General features: G+C 63.4%; 12 protein-coding genes. 8 read left to right on the forward strand and 4 right to left on the reverse strand.

Going from position 1 to position 14,255, the window contains the following annotated elements; all coding sequences use genetic code 11:
* Nucleotides 1-76: 76 nt before the first annotated feature.
* A complete protein-coding gene (locus tag KA354_06885) occupies nt 77-604 on the forward strand; it encodes a DUF456 family protein (protein MBP7934358.1) in 528 nt (175 codons plus the stop codon).
* A 22-nt stretch (nt 605-626) separates the two neighbouring features.
* Complete coding sequence (locus KA354_06890; protein MBP7934359.1) at nt 627-3,164, forward strand: alpha-galactosidase; 2,538 nt, start codon at nt 627-629, stop codon at nt 3,162-3,164.
* 22 nt (nt 3,165-3,186) lie between these two features.
* On the opposite strand, the gene KA354_06895 is transcribed toward KA354_06890, so the two are convergent.
* The 3 genes from KA354_06895 to hisF are packed head-to-tail and all read right to left on the reverse strand — an operon-like array spanning nt 3,187 to nt 5,903.
* Nucleotides 3,187-3,792: a leucyl/phenylalanyl-tRNA--protein transferase gene (locus KA354_06895; GenBank protein MBP7934360.1), complete on the reverse strand. Its 606-nt coding sequence runs from the start codon at nt 3,790-3,792 to the stop codon at nt 3,187-3,189.
* Nucleotides 3,793-3,840: 48 nt separating this feature from the next.
* A complete protein-coding gene (locus tag KA354_06900; GenBank protein MBP7934361.1) occupies nt 3,841-5,085 on the reverse strand; it encodes a PilT/PilU family type 4a pilus ATPase in 1,245 nt (414 codons plus the stop codon).
* 50 nt (nt 5,086-5,135) lie between these two features.
* Nucleotides 5,136-5,903: an imidazole glycerol phosphate synthase subunit HisF gene (gene hisF / locus KA354_06905; protein MBP7934362.1), complete on the reverse strand. Its 768-nt coding sequence runs from the start codon at nt 5,901-5,903 to the stop codon at nt 5,136-5,138.
* A 420-nt stretch (nt 5,904-6,323) separates the two neighbouring features.
* On the opposite strand from hisF, the gene KA354_06910 reads away from it, so the two are divergent.
* The 3 genes from KA354_06910 (at nt 6,324) to KA354_06920 (ending at nt 9,523) form a co-directional block, all read left to right on the forward strand.
* Complete coding sequence (locus KA354_06910) at nt 6,324-8,156, forward strand: Na+:solute symporter (GenBank protein MBP7934363.1); 1,833 nt, start codon at nt 6,324-6,326, stop codon at nt 8,154-8,156.
* A gap of 93 nt (nt 8,157-8,249) precedes the next feature.
* The gene (tadA, locus tag KA354_06915; GenBank protein MBP7934364.1) at nt 8,250-8,696 is read left to right on the forward strand and encodes a tRNA adenosine(34) deaminase TadA; all 447 of its coding nucleotides are present in this window, start codon (nt 8,250-8,252) and stop codon (nt 8,694-8,696) included.
* 167 nt (nt 8,697-8,863) lie between these two features.
* Nucleotides 8,864-9,523 carry a carbohydrate-binding family 9-like protein gene (locus KA354_06920; protein ID MBP7934365.1) on the forward strand — a complete coding sequence of 220 codons (660 nt, stop codon included), beginning with the start codon at nt 8,864-8,866 and terminating at the stop codon, nt 9,521-9,523.
* A 3-nt stretch (nt 9,524-9,526) separates the two neighbouring features.
* Here the strand turns inward: KA354_06920 and KA354_06925 are convergent, their stop codons facing one another.
* Entirely contained in the window at nt 9,527-10,255 is a 729-nt protein-coding gene (locus tag KA354_06925; protein ID MBP7934366.1) for an isoprenylcysteine carboxylmethyltransferase family protein, read from the reverse strand.
* A gap of 306 nt (nt 10,256-10,561) precedes the next feature.
* On the opposite strand from KA354_06925, the gene KA354_06930 reads away from it, so the two are divergent.
* The 3 genes from KA354_06930 to KA354_06940 form a co-directional block, all read left to right on the forward strand.
* Nucleotides 10,562-12,655 carry a hypothetical protein gene (locus KA354_06930; GenBank protein ID MBP7934367.1) on the forward strand — a complete coding sequence of 698 codons (2,094 nt, stop codon included), beginning with the start codon at nt 10,562-10,564 and terminating at the stop codon, nt 12,653-12,655.
* Entirely contained in the window at nt 12,648-13,604 is a 957-nt protein-coding gene (locus KA354_06935) for a carbohydrate kinase family protein (protein MBP7934368.1), read from the forward strand. Before KA354_06930 ends, KA354_06935 begins: the two co-directional genes overlap by 8 nt.
* A 341-nt stretch (nt 13,605-13,945) precedes the next feature.
* Nucleotides 13,946-14,255 (forward strand): hypothetical protein (locus tag KA354_06940; GenBank protein MBP7934369.1); only part of this gene is annotated, 310 nt, incomplete at its 3' end.

The following is a 14,255-nucleotide window of genomic DNA, read 5'->3' on the forward strand; positions in this document are numbered from 1 at the left end:
CGGGGGTGGACGAGGGCCGGGTGGTGGTTTTCCCTGGTTTTCTCGATGAAGGTCTTCTGGCGGAGGGGGCTACCTGATGCTCATGCCCTTCGCCTTTGACCTCTTTTTCCTACTTATTAACACCATATGGCTACTGCTGGTAGTTTTGGGTTTGCCGGGCAACTGGCTGATCGTGGCCACGACGGCGGGGGTTGCGTGGTGGCAGTGGGATCCGGATCATCAGCTTTTCAGTCCGTGGACGTTGGTTGTTCTGGTGGCTGTTGCGGCGGTGGGGGAGGTGCTGGAGATGGTGGCCGGTGCCGCGGGCGCCAAGCAGGCGGGCGGATCGGCTCGTGGTTCGGCGGGGGCTCTTGTCGGAGGGCTGATTGGAGCGTTGGCGGGCACGGTGATGATTCCGATTCCGCTGATTGGCTCGCTGATGGGGGCTGCAGGCGGTGCGGCGGTGGGTGCGTGGGCGATGGAGATGAGCGGCGGCCAGGAGATGGAGGTTTCGGTCCGGATTGGGGTAGGCGCGGGCATTGGGCGTCTGGTGGGCACGCTGGTCAAGCTGGGGGCAGGGGTGGTCCTGTGGCTGATCGCGGCGGTGGCGCTGTTTTGGCGATAGGGTTTTTTCCCAGGAGGAGAACATGAGTCGAGGGATCTCGGTTTTGTGGATGGTGTGTGCGAGCCTGCTTCTGGTGGGAGGAGGTGTGCGGGCCGCCGAGGATGACCTGCCCGCCGGCGAGGTTGACGACGCGGTCATGGCCTCGGCTGAGGAAGTGAAGGCGATGAGCGGCTGGGTGGGGGGTGCGTTTCTCGGGCAGCCGGCCCCGGTTTCACCTCGGGTGATCCCGATCGAGGTTCGCCGCCAGGATCACAGTTTCCTGCACTTTGGCCGGTCGTGCATGGAAACGCCTCTGCGTATTGGCGATCGCGATTTCGCGCATGGTTTGGGGACGCACGCCCACAGTGAGATCGTGGTGACCGTGCCCAAGGGGGCCAAGCGGTTCAAGGCATTTGCCGGCATCGACCACAACTTCGACACCCGGGGCGTGAACGGCAGCGTACAGTTGAGCGTGGAGATTGGCGGCCGGGAGGTGGTTCGGACGGCGACGCTGCGTGGCGGTGACACGGCGGTGCCGATTGACGTTGACCTGCCGGAGGGGCTGGACAAGCTGGTGCTGAAGGCAGACACCACGGCCGACGGACCGGCCTACGATCAGTGTGACTGGGCTGATGCCCAGCTGGTCATGGAGGACAGCAGTGTTCGATGGCTGGACGAAGGGTATGGGGTGGAGCCGTTCATGGGTCCGAAGGTGCCGTTTTCGTTTGTGTACGGCGGCAAGGAATCGAAGGTCCTGATGGGGGGTTGGAAGCGGACGGTTGAGACCGCGGAGCGTGACGACCGTCTGGTACACAGCGTGAGATGGGCCGATCCTGAAACGGGTCTGGAGGTCACCGCGGTTGTGAGCGTTTTTCGCCGATATCCGGCGGTTGACTGGGTTCTCCACTTCGAGAACAAGGGTGGCCGTGACACGCCGATTATGGAGAGGATCCAGGCTCTAGATCTGGAGCTGGCGACCGGCAACAACAGACAAGCGGTTGTCCTGAACCAGATCAACGGGGACACCTGCAGTGCGGCCGCGTTTCAGCCGGTAGCGACGTCGTTGGACATCGGCAGGAATATCCGGCTTGCCCCGACTGGCGGCCGGCCGGCGTCGATCAGCGCGTTTCCCTTTTTGGACGTGCAGTATGGCGGTCAGGGTCTGATCACCGCGATCGGCTGGACGGGCCAGTGGGCGGCTTCGCTGGAGCGTGGCCAGGGTGGCCGGACCCTATTGCGGGCGGGCATGGAGCAGACTCACCTTCTGCTGCATCCGGGAGAGCGGATTCGCAGTCCGCGCATTCTTCTGCTGGGTTGGACGGGTGATCGCCGGGCGGCCCACAATCGTTTTCGTCGCCTGATGTTGTTCCACTACATTCCGAAGCGCGGTGGGCGGCCGGTGCGGATGCCGATTGCGATTCAGACGTTTGACCGTTACTGGAAGCGGCCGGGGTGGGCGACGGAGGCTGGCCAGCTCGAGTACGTCCGGGTAGCCGCGCAGCTGGGTGTTGATTCGGTTTGGCTCGACGCGGCATGGTTTCCCGGCGATTTTCCCAACGGGGTCGGCAACTGGTTTGCCAAGCCGGAAGCCTTTCCCCGGGGTCTCAAGCCGGTCAGCGATGCCTGCCATGCCAAGGGGATGCGGTTCATTCTGTGGTTTGAGCCGGAGCGGGTTGGGGCCAACACGGCGATCGCCAGGGAGCATCCCGAGTTTGTCTTTGGGGGCAAGGAGGGTGGCCTGTTCAAGCTCAATGATCCTGAGGCCCGGCGGTTTTTGACGGACTTATTGGCCCGGCGGATTGAGGAATATGGTCTGGACGTGTATCGCAACGACTTCAACATCGATCCGTTGTCGTTCTGGCGCAAGAATGACGGGCCGGACCGGCAGGGGATGACCGAGATCCGTTACGTGGAGGGTCTTTACGCGATGTGGGATGAATTGCTTGCCCGACGTCCCGGTCTGGTCATTGACAACTGTGCCAGCGGCGGGCGGCGGATCGATCTGGAGATGTGTTCGCGTTCCGTGCCGCTCTGGCGAAGCGACACCGGCTGTTCGCCCGGTCACCCGGAATGGAACCAGAGTCAGTGTCAAGGCCTTGGCGAGTATGTGCCGCTTCACGCGTTGGGATGCTGGTCGCCCGAGGCCTACGAGTGCCGGAGCGCGGTGACGGCGGGGGCGATCTGCGAGTGGGGTTACCTGGAGGAGGGTTTTCCGACGGCCACGGCCAAGGCGGCGGTGGCCGAATCACGAGCCAACCAGCGGTACTGGTATGGTGATTTCTATCCGCTGACGCCCGTTTCGCTGGCCGCGGATGCGTTTGTGGCCCATCAGTATCATCGGCCCGATCTTGATGCGGGCCTGGTGCTCGCCTTCCGGCGCAGCGAGTGTGGTTATGTGGGGATCATCGTCGGGCTGGCCGGGGTGAAGCCGGACGTGAGCTACGATGTCGAGTTCATTGATGAGGCCCGAACGAGCACGCGTCGGACGATGCGCGGCAAGGAATTGCAGGCTGGGCTTGATCTGCGCATTCCTGTTCAGGGCCACAGTCTGGTGGTGCGATACGCCCCGGTGGGCGGCTGAGGGGAGGGCGGCTCGGGGGGGTTCATGGGGGCGGGGCATCTGGATCGACGAATTGGGCGTCGACATCGAGTGCGGCCGCCAGGCGGTCGAGGTATTCCTCGCGGGTGATTTCGGCGATGCCGAACTGTTCGAGATGGGGCGTGGTGAACTGGACGTCGAGCAAGGCGAAGCCGCGGTTTCGCAGTCGCTCGACGAGGGCCACGAGGGCGACCTTGGAGGCGTCGGTACGGCGGTGGAACATAGACTCGCCGAAGAAGGCGCCGCGGAGGGCCACGCCGTAGAGTCCGCCGGCCAGCTCGCCGTCCTGCCATGTTTCGACGGAGTGGGCCAGTCCGAGCTGATGCAGCCGGACGTAGGCGGCGATGATGGGTTGGGAGATCCAGGTTCCCTCCTCGCGGTCGCCGCAGGCCCGGATCACCCGTTCGAAGCAGGTGTTGAGCCGGATCTCAAACTGGCCGCTGCGACATCGCCGGCCGAGGTTTTTGGATACCCGGAACGCATCGAGCGGCAGGATGGCCCGCGGGTCGGGGCTGAACCACTCGACCTGGCCGTCGACATCCATGGGGAAGATGCCGTGGGCGTAAGCGGAGACCAGTACCTCGGGGGTGAGGGGGATTACGGTCGACATCAGCCACCGCCGACCGATGGTATCGGGTGGTCATTGCCTTGGGCAAGTCTAGCCCAGGATAGAGCCGCTGCCGGTACTGATGCCCTTGAGGCGCATCTTGAGTTCCTGGGGGTTTGGCGAAGCGGCGTAGGCCACGTGGATATCGATAAACTCGGTTTCCACCAGCCGCTTAAGGCACTCGTTCATATCGAGCATGCCCTCGTTCTGCGACGCCCGGATGACCTTACTGAGTTCGTCGTCGCGTTTCTCGTCGATGAGTTTGCGCACGGTTGGGCTGCCGAACATGATTTCGACGGCGGGGACGCGGGCGACGCCGGGCTTGATGCTGGGCAGGAGTTTCTGGCAGATGACCGCCTGGAGGTTGAACACCAGGGTCTGGCGGACCAGGTCGCGTGAGCCCTCGGGGATGAGGTCGAGGATGCGGTTGATGGTCTGGGCGGCGCTGGAGGCGTGGACGGTTCCGAAGACCAGGTGCCCGGTCTCGGCGGCGTTGAGGGCGGCGGTGAAGGTTTCCTCGTCGCGCATTTCGCCGATGAGTACGACGTCGGGGTCCTCGCGCATGAGGTACTTGAGGGCGTCGGCGAAAGTCTGGACGTCGACGTGTACCTCGCGCTGGTTGACGAGGGCCTTGCGATCGGTGAACAGGTACTCGATCGGGTCTTCGATGGTGACGATGTGGCAGGCCCGGTGGGCGTTAATGTAGTCGAGGGCGGCGGCGATGGTGGTGGACTTTCCGGAGCCGGTGATGCCGGCCAGAAGGACGAGTCCCTGGTGGAACTCGGTGATCTTGTAGATTGACTTGGGCAGGTAGAGCTCATCGAAGTTCAGGATGTTCTTGTTGACGCGGCGGGCGGCGACGCTGAGCGAACCGCGCTGGCGGAAGATGTTGACACGGAAGCGGTCGGAGTCGCCGAGCTGGTAGGCGAAGTCGGAAGCGCCCTTTTCGAGGAGCTGTTTTCTCTGGTGATCGTTCATGATTTCGAACCACAGGCGTTCGACTTCCTCGGGTGACAGGGGCGGGCCCTTGATGGGCTTGAGATCGCCCTTGTGGCGAACGTGGACCTGGGCGCCGCTTTTGAAGTGCAGGTCGGATGCCTTGATGTCGATGACGTAGCGGAGGTACTTGTGGATTTTGGGTTCGCGAGGTCTGGTTCGGTGTCGTTCGACGGCGGCTGCGGGTTGGGCGTCGAGGATGGCCACGTCGCCGTCGCCGGTTTCGATCTCCTCCAGTGCCGGAGCGGTCTCGACGGGCTCGTCGCCCACGTGGGTGCGTTCGCTGGCACGTTCGTACATTTCGGTATCAGCCATTCCGCATTCTCCGCGACTCTAGACCCGATGACCTCTCACAGTCGTACGGGTATTCCCCGGTCGGCCATGAGCCGTTTTGTTTCCTTGATGGTGTACGTTCCGAAGTGGTAGATGCTGGCCGCGAGGGCGGCGTCCGCCTTGCCGAGCGTCACCGCGTCGGCGAGGTGTTCCGGCCTGCCTGCGCCGCCCGAGGCCACCACCGGGATGGTGACCGCTTCGGATACGGCCCGGGTGATTTCGAGGTCGTAGCCGTTTTGTGTGCCGTCGGCGTCCATGCAGGTGAGTACGATTTCGCCGGCCCCCAGTTTTTCGACCTGTCTGGCCCAGGAGACGGCTTCCAGTCCGGTCGGTCGCCGCCCGCCGTGGATGTGGACGTCCCAGACTTCCCGGTCGTGGTCGCGGATTCGTTTGGGGTCGATGTTGACCACGATGCACTGTCGCCCGAATCGTTCGGCTGCCCGGCGGATGAAGTGGGGGTTCTTGACTGCGGCGGAGTTGATTGACACCTTGTCGGCTCCGGCGTTGAGGAGTTGGCGGATGTCGTCCAGATTGCGGATGCCGCCGCCGACGGTCAGGGGCATGAAGACCTGTTCAGCGGTTCGGCTGACGACGTCGAGGATGATGTTGCGTTCCTCGTGGCTGGCGGTGATATCGAGGAAGACGAGTTCGTCGGCCCCCTCGGACTCGTAGCGTTGGGCGATCTCGACGGGGTCACCCGCGTCGCGGAGATTGACGAAGTTCACGCCCTTGACCACGCGGCCGGCGTGGACGTCCAAGCAAGGAATAATCCGCTTCGCGAGCATTGCAGGTCCTTTGCCTTTACCATTCCCACACACGTAGTGAATCGCGCGCATCCCGAGTGCGATGGTGTGACCTCGGGCGGGGGCGGGCGGCGACATGCGGATGAGTTCACCTTGGCCGTCCGCGGGTGTTTTCATCTTACTGAAACGGGGAATGCGGTTCAAGGCCGGTGGCGGCGGCGGGGCCGCGGCGGGGGTTTTGGCGGGTGGTCCGGCCGGCAGGGGTGGCTGGCCCGGCGGTCGAGGGGCGACTGGGGGTTTGTGGCGGGCCGGTGTCTGGTGTGTTGCGGCTTTGTCCGGTGATTGACTGGGGCTGGCCGGCCCGAGTAACCTGGGGTGGTTGCCATCCGTTCGTTGAGGCTCGCATGGAGAGGGCCTCGGAATCCAGTCGTGGGTTGACTCGCTACGGTGAAAATGTAAGCCATGGCCCTTCACACTGTCGACATCGCCATTATCGTTGCCTATTTTGCGACCGCGGTGCTCATTGGCCTGTGGGTTTCCCGTCGCGGCTCGAAGGATCTGGACTCCTACTTCCTGGGGGGCAAGTCGCTGCCGTGGTATCTGCTGGGGATTTCCGACGCCTCGGGGATGTTTGACATTGCCGGCACGATGCTGCTGGTGACCTGGTTGTTCGTTTACGGCGTCAAGAGCATCTGGCTGCCGTTCATGTGGCCGGTCTTCAACCAGGTCTTCCTGATGATGTTCTTGAGTGCCTGGCTGAGGCGCTCGAACGTCCTGACCGGGGCGGAGTGGATTGAGACGCGGTTTGGTCGTGACACGGGGGCGAACCTAGCTCATCTCAGCGTGGTTTTTTTTGCGTTGGTGAACGTGATCGGGATGCTGGCGTATGCGTTCAAGGGCATAGGTAAGTTTGCCTCGGTGATGTTGCCCTGGAAGCTGACGGCGGCGACGGAAGGGTTGTTCAACAACGACAATCTCTATGCGGTCGTTATTCTTGGGCTGACGTCGCTGTACGCGATCAAGGGGGGCATGATCAGCGTGGTCATCACGGAGGTTCTTCAATTCACCATTCTGACAGTGACCTCGATAACGATAGGCATTGTCGCGATCTGGAAGGTTTCGCCGGAGACGATCCAGGCCGCGGTTCCTGCCGGCTGGTCGAATCCGTTTTTTGGTCTGCGTCTGGACATGGGCTGGACGGGTCTTTTTGACAAGGTGAACGACACGATCCGCGCGGACGGAAACGAGTTTTTTGGCATCATCATCGGTCTGATGTTCTTCAAGGGCATTCTGGCCAGTCTGGCGGGCCCGGCGCCGAACTACGACATGCAGCGGGTGCTGGCGACCCGCAGTCCGCGGGAGGCCTGTCTGATGAACGGGATGGTCAACGTCGTTCTTTACTTTCCCCGGTACATGATGGTGACCGGTCTGACGGTGATTGCCCTGGCCTTTTGCATGGCCGACCTGAAGGCGATGGACAAGCCGGACTTCGAGAAGGTGCTGCCGATGGTGCTGACCGAGCACATTCCGCAGGGTGTGGTGGGTTTCCTGTTGGCCGGCCTGCTGGCGGCGTTCATGTCCAACTTTGCCGCGACGATCAACGCCGCCCCGGCCTACGTGGTCAACGACATCTACAAGCGGTTCATCAGCCCGGGCTCCTCCGCCAAGACTCATGTTTTTCTGAGCCGTGTCGCTTCGGTGGTCATTCTTGCCATCGGGATCCTGTTTGGCCTGATGACCGAACGGATCACCACGCTGGTCATGTGGATCGTGGGGGCGCTGTATGGTGGGTACGTGATGGCCAACGTGCTCAAGTGGTACTGGTGGCGATTCAACGGTTACGGTTACTTCTGGGGTATGGTCTCGGGGCTGGCCGGGGCGATGTCGGTGCCCTGGATCGTGGAGCAGGTTCTTGGTCGGGACGTCAACGCGATGTACACTTTCCCGATCATCCTGGTCATTTCGGTGGCCGGGTGCATTCTCGGCACGCTGCTGACCGCGGCGGAGGACGACGAGATTCTGAAGAAGTTCTACAGGACAGTTCGGCCGTGGGGCTTTTGGGGGCCGATTCGGGACAAGGTCCTGGTCGAGGATCCGAGTTTCCGGCCGAACCCCCGCTTCCGGCGTGACGCCAGCAATGTGGTAGTTGGCATCGTCTGGCAATTGTGCCTGACGGCGCTGCCGATCTACCTGGTCTTGCGGCAGTGGAACTGGATTGGGGCGATTGTGGCCGTGCTGGTGGTCACGACGATCTTCATCAAGCTGAACTGGTACGACAAACTGGACACCGACTGATGGAGGATTTGGCCATGTCTGGGTCATGAGCGGGCGAAGGCTTCTTGGGGCACAGTCGTGGGCGGCGCTCAGCAGCGGGAGTTTGACGAGCGGATGATGCGGCAGGCGATCGCCGAGGCCGAGGCGGCGTTGGGCAGCGAGGACGTGCCGGTCGGGGCGGTGGTTGTATACCAGGGCAAGGTGATCGGTCGGGGCCGCAACCAGCGGGAGTTGCTGAAGGATCCGACGGCCCACGCGGAGATGATCGCTCTGACTGCCGCGGCCGACGCGAGGAAGGCCTGGCGTTTGGAGGGGTGTGCGCTGTACGTGACGCTTGAGCCGTGCGTGATGTGTGCCGGGGCGATCGTTCTGGCCCGGATTGGGCGGCTGGTCTACGGGGCGGACGATCCGAAGGCGGGGGCCTGCGGGTCGGTGTATGACATTGTCGAGGAAGGCCGGCTCAACCATCGGGTCGCGGTGGAGCGCGGTGTGCTGGGGCCGGAATGTGGGGACTTGCTGCGGGAGTTTTTTGCCCAGCAGCGTTCGCGGGGGAAGAGGTGAGCCGCTTGCGAGCGGGACCGGATTCAGGCAGGTGGGGGCTTCACTGAAGAGGTGGTGATGTCATGCTCAGCGGGAAGGTGGTCATCGGATTGGGTGTGTGTGTGGCGGCGGCCTCGCTGGCGGGTTGTACGGCCACGCCGAGGAAAGGATCGAGTGGAGAGCGGCGTATGCACTACCAGGTCAATCGGCTCCAGGAGCCCATCGTGATTGACGCCAACTGGGACAAGCCCGTCTGGCGGGAGACCAAGCCACTGGAGCTGGGCTACTATGTGGGCAAGCAGCCGGAGCACATGCCCAAGGTTCAGGCCAAGCTTCGCTATGACGACGAGCATGTGTACGTCATCTGGCGGGTCGAGGACCGGTACGTCAAGGCGGTGGCCACGGAGAACCAGGGTCCGGTCTACAAGGACAGTTGTGCCGAGTTCTTCTTCACGCCGGATGCCGAGGTTGACGGCGGGTATTTCAACCTGGAGATGAACTGTGGCGGGACGATGCTTTTCCACTTCGCGGTTGTTCCGCGCAAGGGTTCGCCGATCGACCCGGTGGACATCGCGAAGATGGAGGTTGCCCATTCGCTGCCCAAGCGGGTGGATCCGGAGATCGAGAGGCCGACGACGTGGACGATCGAGTACCGGCTCCCAGTGTCCATCCTGTCGAAGTACCATCCTGGTGTGAAGAAGCCGGCTCCGGGTGTGGTCTGGCGGGCGAATTTCTACAAGTGTGCGGACCTGACCTCGCACCCGCACTGGTTGACCTGGTCGTACCTGGACGGTCCTCGGACGGACTTTCACGCGCCCAAGTCGTTCGGGACGATCGAGTTCCGGTGATGATCAGGCGTCCAGGGGGAAGATCTCGGTTGCCCGGATGCGCCAGGCTTTTCGCACGACGATACTGCCGACGTTGAAGAAGACGGCACCGGCCACCGCGGCGAGGAGCACGGGGAGGGAGAACCGGCCGAGCAGGTCGTGGTGCAGGATCATGTCCGCGGCCAGGATGTAGCAGGGCACGGCGAGGATGCGCATCAGGCGGGGGATTTCGTTCTCGCGGCGGATGTTGTTCCAGGTCGAGTCTAGAGGCCCGAAGAGGCAATTGATCTTCCAGGGGATCAGCATCGGTACTTGGCGGGCATAAGCGTCGTAGGCCGGCCCGTGCTGGGAGCGCAGATAGTTCTCTTCGCGGCGGATGACGGGTATGTAGGTTAGGAGGAAGGCGGGCAGGTAGAGGGCGGTGACCCAGGGGCTTCCGGAGATGAGGCAGATTCCCAGGTCGATGATGAAATTGGCCAGGTAGAAGGGGTGGCGAACGAGGCGGTAAGGGCCGACCTGGGTGACGACCTGGTTACGGACCAGGCATCCCTTGCTCCAGAAATGGAGCAGGGCTCCGAGGATGAACACCGCCAGGCCGGCGATGAGCCAGGAGGGCTTCATGTCGGCGAGGACGAGGCTGGCGATGATAAGCCCATCGCGAAGCAGGCCTCGGGGGGCGAACTTAGCGCCCCACAGCGAGGTTGACTCCTGAGGTTCGGCGATCGGCTGTGCGGAAGGGTTGAGGTCGCCCATTCGTTTGAGGCCCTTTCCAAGGCGCGGTGCGCGCGGGGGTATTATACGCCCAGTTCGTCCTCCGCGCAAGTCGGTGTGAGGATCACTTTGGCGATGGTCTCTGGGGTGGTGCGGGGTGCGGGTGTTGGGGTCCGTCTCGTTTGGTGGCAGGGCATGCCGTTGGTGGCCAGAGGGGGGTTAGCGCGGTGGGATTCTCTTTTCCGTGGGCTTTCGGGCGGGTAATCTGTCCGCGTGGTCAGAGCGGATACTACTTTTGAAGCGCGTGGATCGAAGTCGGGGCACGGTCTGGGGTGGAGTCGTCCCGGGGTGGTGGCGGCGGTCTTGCTGGTGGCTCCGTTTGTGCTGGTGGGAGTTGAGTCGGTTGTGGCCTTTGCGGTGGTTTTGATTGAGGGGATGAAGGCGACGGTGGTGCTGGCGGGGGCGGGTTTGGCGGGTGGATGGCTGATGTGGTTGTTGGGGCTGCGTGGTCGGCCCTGGCACGAGCGGGTGATTCTGGGGGCCGGGTTGGGGGTTGGTTTTCTGGCCCTGGCGGTGCTGGGGCTGGGCAGTCTGGGTCTGCTGAGTCGAGGGAATGCATTTCTTCTGGTGGGTATTGTTGGCGTGGCGGGGCTGGTTCGGCTGGCGGTTGATGTACGGGACCTGTCTGCGGCCAGTGTGCGGGCCCGGGACGAAGCGGCGAGGGCGGGTGTTTGCCGGCCGGGCGATCGGATGCTCTGGCTGTGGTTGTTGGTAGTGCCGTTTTTGGCGCTGACGCTTTTGGCCGTGTGTTTGCCGCCTGGGGTGCTGTGGCGAGAGGAGGGGAACGCGTACGACATTCTGGAGTATCATCTGGCCGTCCCGAAAGCCTTTCATGATCTGGGTCGGATCACCTTTCTGCCGAACAACGTGTACAGCAGTTTTCCGTTGAGTTACGAGATGCTGGCCCTGCTGATGATGGCGTTGCGGGGCGATGCGATTCAAGCGGCGTTTGCGGCCCAGTTTGTGAACGTTGCCCTGGCGGTCCTGTGGCTTGCGGCGGCCTGGTTGGCGGGGCGGACGTTCTCGTCGCGGGCGGGGATGCTGGCCGGTGTACTGGCGGGGGTGACGCCCTGGATCATGTATCTGGCGGGGATTGCGTACGTGGAGATTGGCATGTTGGCCATGGGCATGTGTGCGTTGGGGGCGATCTTGCGGGCCATAATGCCGACCGGAGTGGCGGGGGGGGAGACGGCGGCGGTGAGCGGATCATCTGCGGGTGGGGCGAGCTTGTGGGGTGGGCGCGGGCCGGAGGTGTGGGTTGCTCCCTGGCGATGGGTGTTGCTGGCGGGGATGCTGGCGGGGCTGGCCTGCGGCTTCAAGTACACGGCGGTGGTTTTGATAGCGGTGCCGCTGGCCGTGCTGGTGGTGTTCGAGGTGGCGGTCTGGTGGAAGAAGCTGGGGCATGTCGTCTTGTTGGTGCTGGTGTCGGGGGTGGTGTTTTCGCCGTGGCTGATTCGGAATATGGTCAACACGGGCAACCCGGTTTACCCGTTGGCATACTCGGTTTTTGGCAGCCGGGCGGGGGTGTGGGATGCGGATCTGGAGAAGCGCTGGCAGCGAGCCCACGGGTCGGCCGTGGCGGAGCGTTCATCGGTGCCGATGGTGGCCCGGGTTGTGGAGCGGACGGTGGCCGACGAGCGGATTGGGCCGGTGCTGGTTTTGCTGGCGGTGTGGGGGGCGTTGGTCCGGCGTGACCGGTGGACCGTCGGGCTGGCGGTGATGCTGGTGGTGCAATTCGTCCTGTGGCTGGGGGCGACTCATCTGTTTGCGCGGTTTGCGGTTGTGTTGTTGTTACCGTTGATCCTGCTGGCGGCGCGGCTGCTGGAACGTCCGGTGTCCGGTCTGTGTCGGGTTCTGCTGGCGGTCGTTCTGGTGCTGGGCGCGGGCTGGAATTTCTACGCGATCGGCGGGCTGTTCTACGTTCACACCCGTTTGGGTCCGAGTCACGAGCCGATCCAAGCCTATGACAAGCTCGAGTGGTTCGTGAAGGGCCTGTGGCCGTCGATGCAGGAGGTGGGGGCAATCAACGGTCTGGACGCGCGGGCCAAGGTCATGCTGATCGGGGAGGCGAGGACGTTTTATCTGCGGCGGCGGTGTGACTATGCGGTGGTGTTCAACCACCACCCGCTGGCTCAAGCGGCGCGGGAGATTCCCGACGATGAGGAGCTTCTGGACTGGCTTCGGCAAGAGGGGTGCACGCACGTCCTGGCTCACTGGGCGGAGCTGGGGCGTCTGGACGGGACCTACGGGCTGGACAGCGGGCTGGACGACGCCCTGATTCAGCGGCTCATGGCTGCCGGAATGAAGGAGGTCAGAGTGTTCAAGCTGAGCGAAAACGGCTCTCCTTACGCGACGTTGTTCGAGGTGCCTGGACATGAGTGACATCGTCAATATTGGGATCTGCACGGTGGATGCGATCGGCCAGACGGTGGACGACTATCCCCCTCCCGGGGGTTTGCGGCTGTTCGACAAGCTGACGTTGACCACGGGCGGGAACGCGACCAACTGTTCGATTACGTTGGGCAAGATGGGGATTGCCTGCGATATCATCGTCAAGGTTGGGAATGACGCGCTGGGGGATTTTGTGGTCAGCGAGGCGAAGCGTTACGGGGTGAACACCGCCGGGGTGATCCGGGGCAGCGGAATCCACACCCCGTACACGTTCGTGTGCGTCCTGTCGAGCGGGCAGCGGAGCTTCTTTCACACCATGGGAGCCAACGGCACGCTCTGTTACGATGACATTAACATGGACATCGTCCGCAAGGGCAAGTACTGCTTCGTAACCGGGACGATGGTGATGAAGACGTTTGACGGACAGCAGACGGCGCGGCTGCTCGCGGAGGCTCAGCGGTCGGGGGTGCGGACCCTGCTGGACACGGTGTACCTGGACACCGCCTCGACCCAGGTCTGGCACGACAACATTTTTCCATGCCTTCCGCACCTCGACTACTTCATTCCGTCGCAGCCGGAAGCCCGGGCGATCAGCGGGCTCACCCAGCCGTCGGAGATAGCCCGCCTGTTCCAAGCCCGGGGTTGCAGGAATGTGGTGATCAAGCTGGACAAGGACGGCGTATTCTGTCGCGATGGGGGGGGTCAGGAGACCCGCGTTCCCGCCTACGTGGTCGATCGAGTAATTGACACGACCGGAGCCGGCGATAGCTGGTGTGCCGGGTTCCTGGCCGGCCTGTCGAAGGGGAAGGCCATGACCGAGGCCGCGCTGCTGGGCAACGCGACGGCCGCGCATTGCATCCAGGCTCCCGGCGCGTCAACCGGGATTGTTCCGCTGGCCGAGATCGAGGCGTTCCAGAGGCGCACGCCGCTGCGCAAGTGACCGGCGGGGGTAGTCGAGGTGCCTGGCTGGAGTCGGTCTGATCCCGCCGTGGCTTCGCGGTGGCGCCTGGTCATGGTGTTTTCCGTAGCCGTGGCCTGTTAGCGTTCCTGCGGTGTCGTGATCCTGCCGAGCGCGATCCGCGCTTCATTCATCTGGGTCGGAATCATCGAGTTTTCTCCGGGAAGCCGGGCCTGAGCCGACGGCGTGGTCTCGGGGTCTGGTCCGGTGAGGGTGCTTCTGCGGGACGGCTGGTTTGGTATTCTCGGAGAGGCCGAGGAGAGGCGTGGGCTCCTGGTGCAAGTCTGGTGGTTCAGGTTTCGGTGGGGGACGGAGGTGGATGAATGGACCGGAGTGGTGGCGTGGTGGGTGGCGGGTCGGTTGCGGCCCAGGGTTCGGAGCGTTGTCTGGTGGCGGCCGCGGTGGTGGGTGTCGACGGGGTACCTGGGCGGGTGTTGCTGGTTCCATGGGGTGAGGTTGCGTCGGCGAATGGGTGTTTTGTGGTCGACGAGCTGTCGGCGCGGGAAGTGATGGCGGCGTTCACGGCTCACGGGACGGACGTGCCCATCGATTACGAGCATCAGAGCCTGGGTGGAGCGTACTCTTCTCCGAGCGGTCAGGCGCCGGCGGCGGGGTGGATTCGAGCTCTTGGGG

The organism is Phycisphaerae bacterium, assembly GCA_018003015.1.
Taxonomy (GTDB): domain Bacteria; phylum Planctomycetota; class Phycisphaerae; order UBA1845; family PWPN01; genus JAGNEZ01.

Bases quoted from the DNA above. Each gene is read 5' to 3' on its own strand.
- KA354_06885 (MBP7934358.1), top strand. From the start codon at position 77: ATGCTCATGCCCTTCGCCTTTGACCTCTTTTTCCTACTTATTAACACC.
- KA354_06890 (MBP7934359.1), top strand. From the start codon at position 627: ATGAGTCGAGGGATCTCGGTTTTGTGGATGGTGTGTGCGAGCCTGCTT.
- KA354_06895 (MBP7934360.1), bottom strand. From the start codon at position 3,792: ATGTCGACCGTAATCCCCCTCACCCCCGAGGTACTGGTCTCCGCTTAC.
- KA354_06900 (MBP7934361.1), bottom strand. From the start codon at position 5,085: ATGTACGAACGTGCCAGCGAACGCACCCACGTGGGCGACGAGCCCGTC.
- hisF (MBP7934362.1), bottom strand. From the start codon at position 5,903: ATGCTCGCGAAGCGGATTATTCCTTGCTTGGACGTCCACGCCGGCCGC.
- KA354_06910 (MBP7934363.1), top strand. From the start codon at position 6,324: ATGGCCCTTCACACTGTCGACATCGCCATTATCGTTGCCTATTTTGCG.
- tadA (MBP7934364.1), top strand. From the start codon at position 8,250: ATGATGCGGCAGGCGATCGCCGAGGCCGAGGCGGCGTTGGGCAGCGAG.
- KA354_06920 (MBP7934365.1), top strand. From the start codon at position 8,864: ATGCACTACCAGGTCAATCGGCTCCAGGAGCCCATCGTGATTGACGCC.
- KA354_06925 (MBP7934366.1), bottom strand. From the start codon at position 10,255: ATGGGCGACCTCAACCCTTCCGCACAGCCGATCGCCGAACCTCAGGAG.
- KA354_06935 (MBP7934368.1), top strand. From the start codon at position 12,648: ATGAGTGACATCGTCAATATTGGGATCTGCACGGTGGATGCGATCGGC.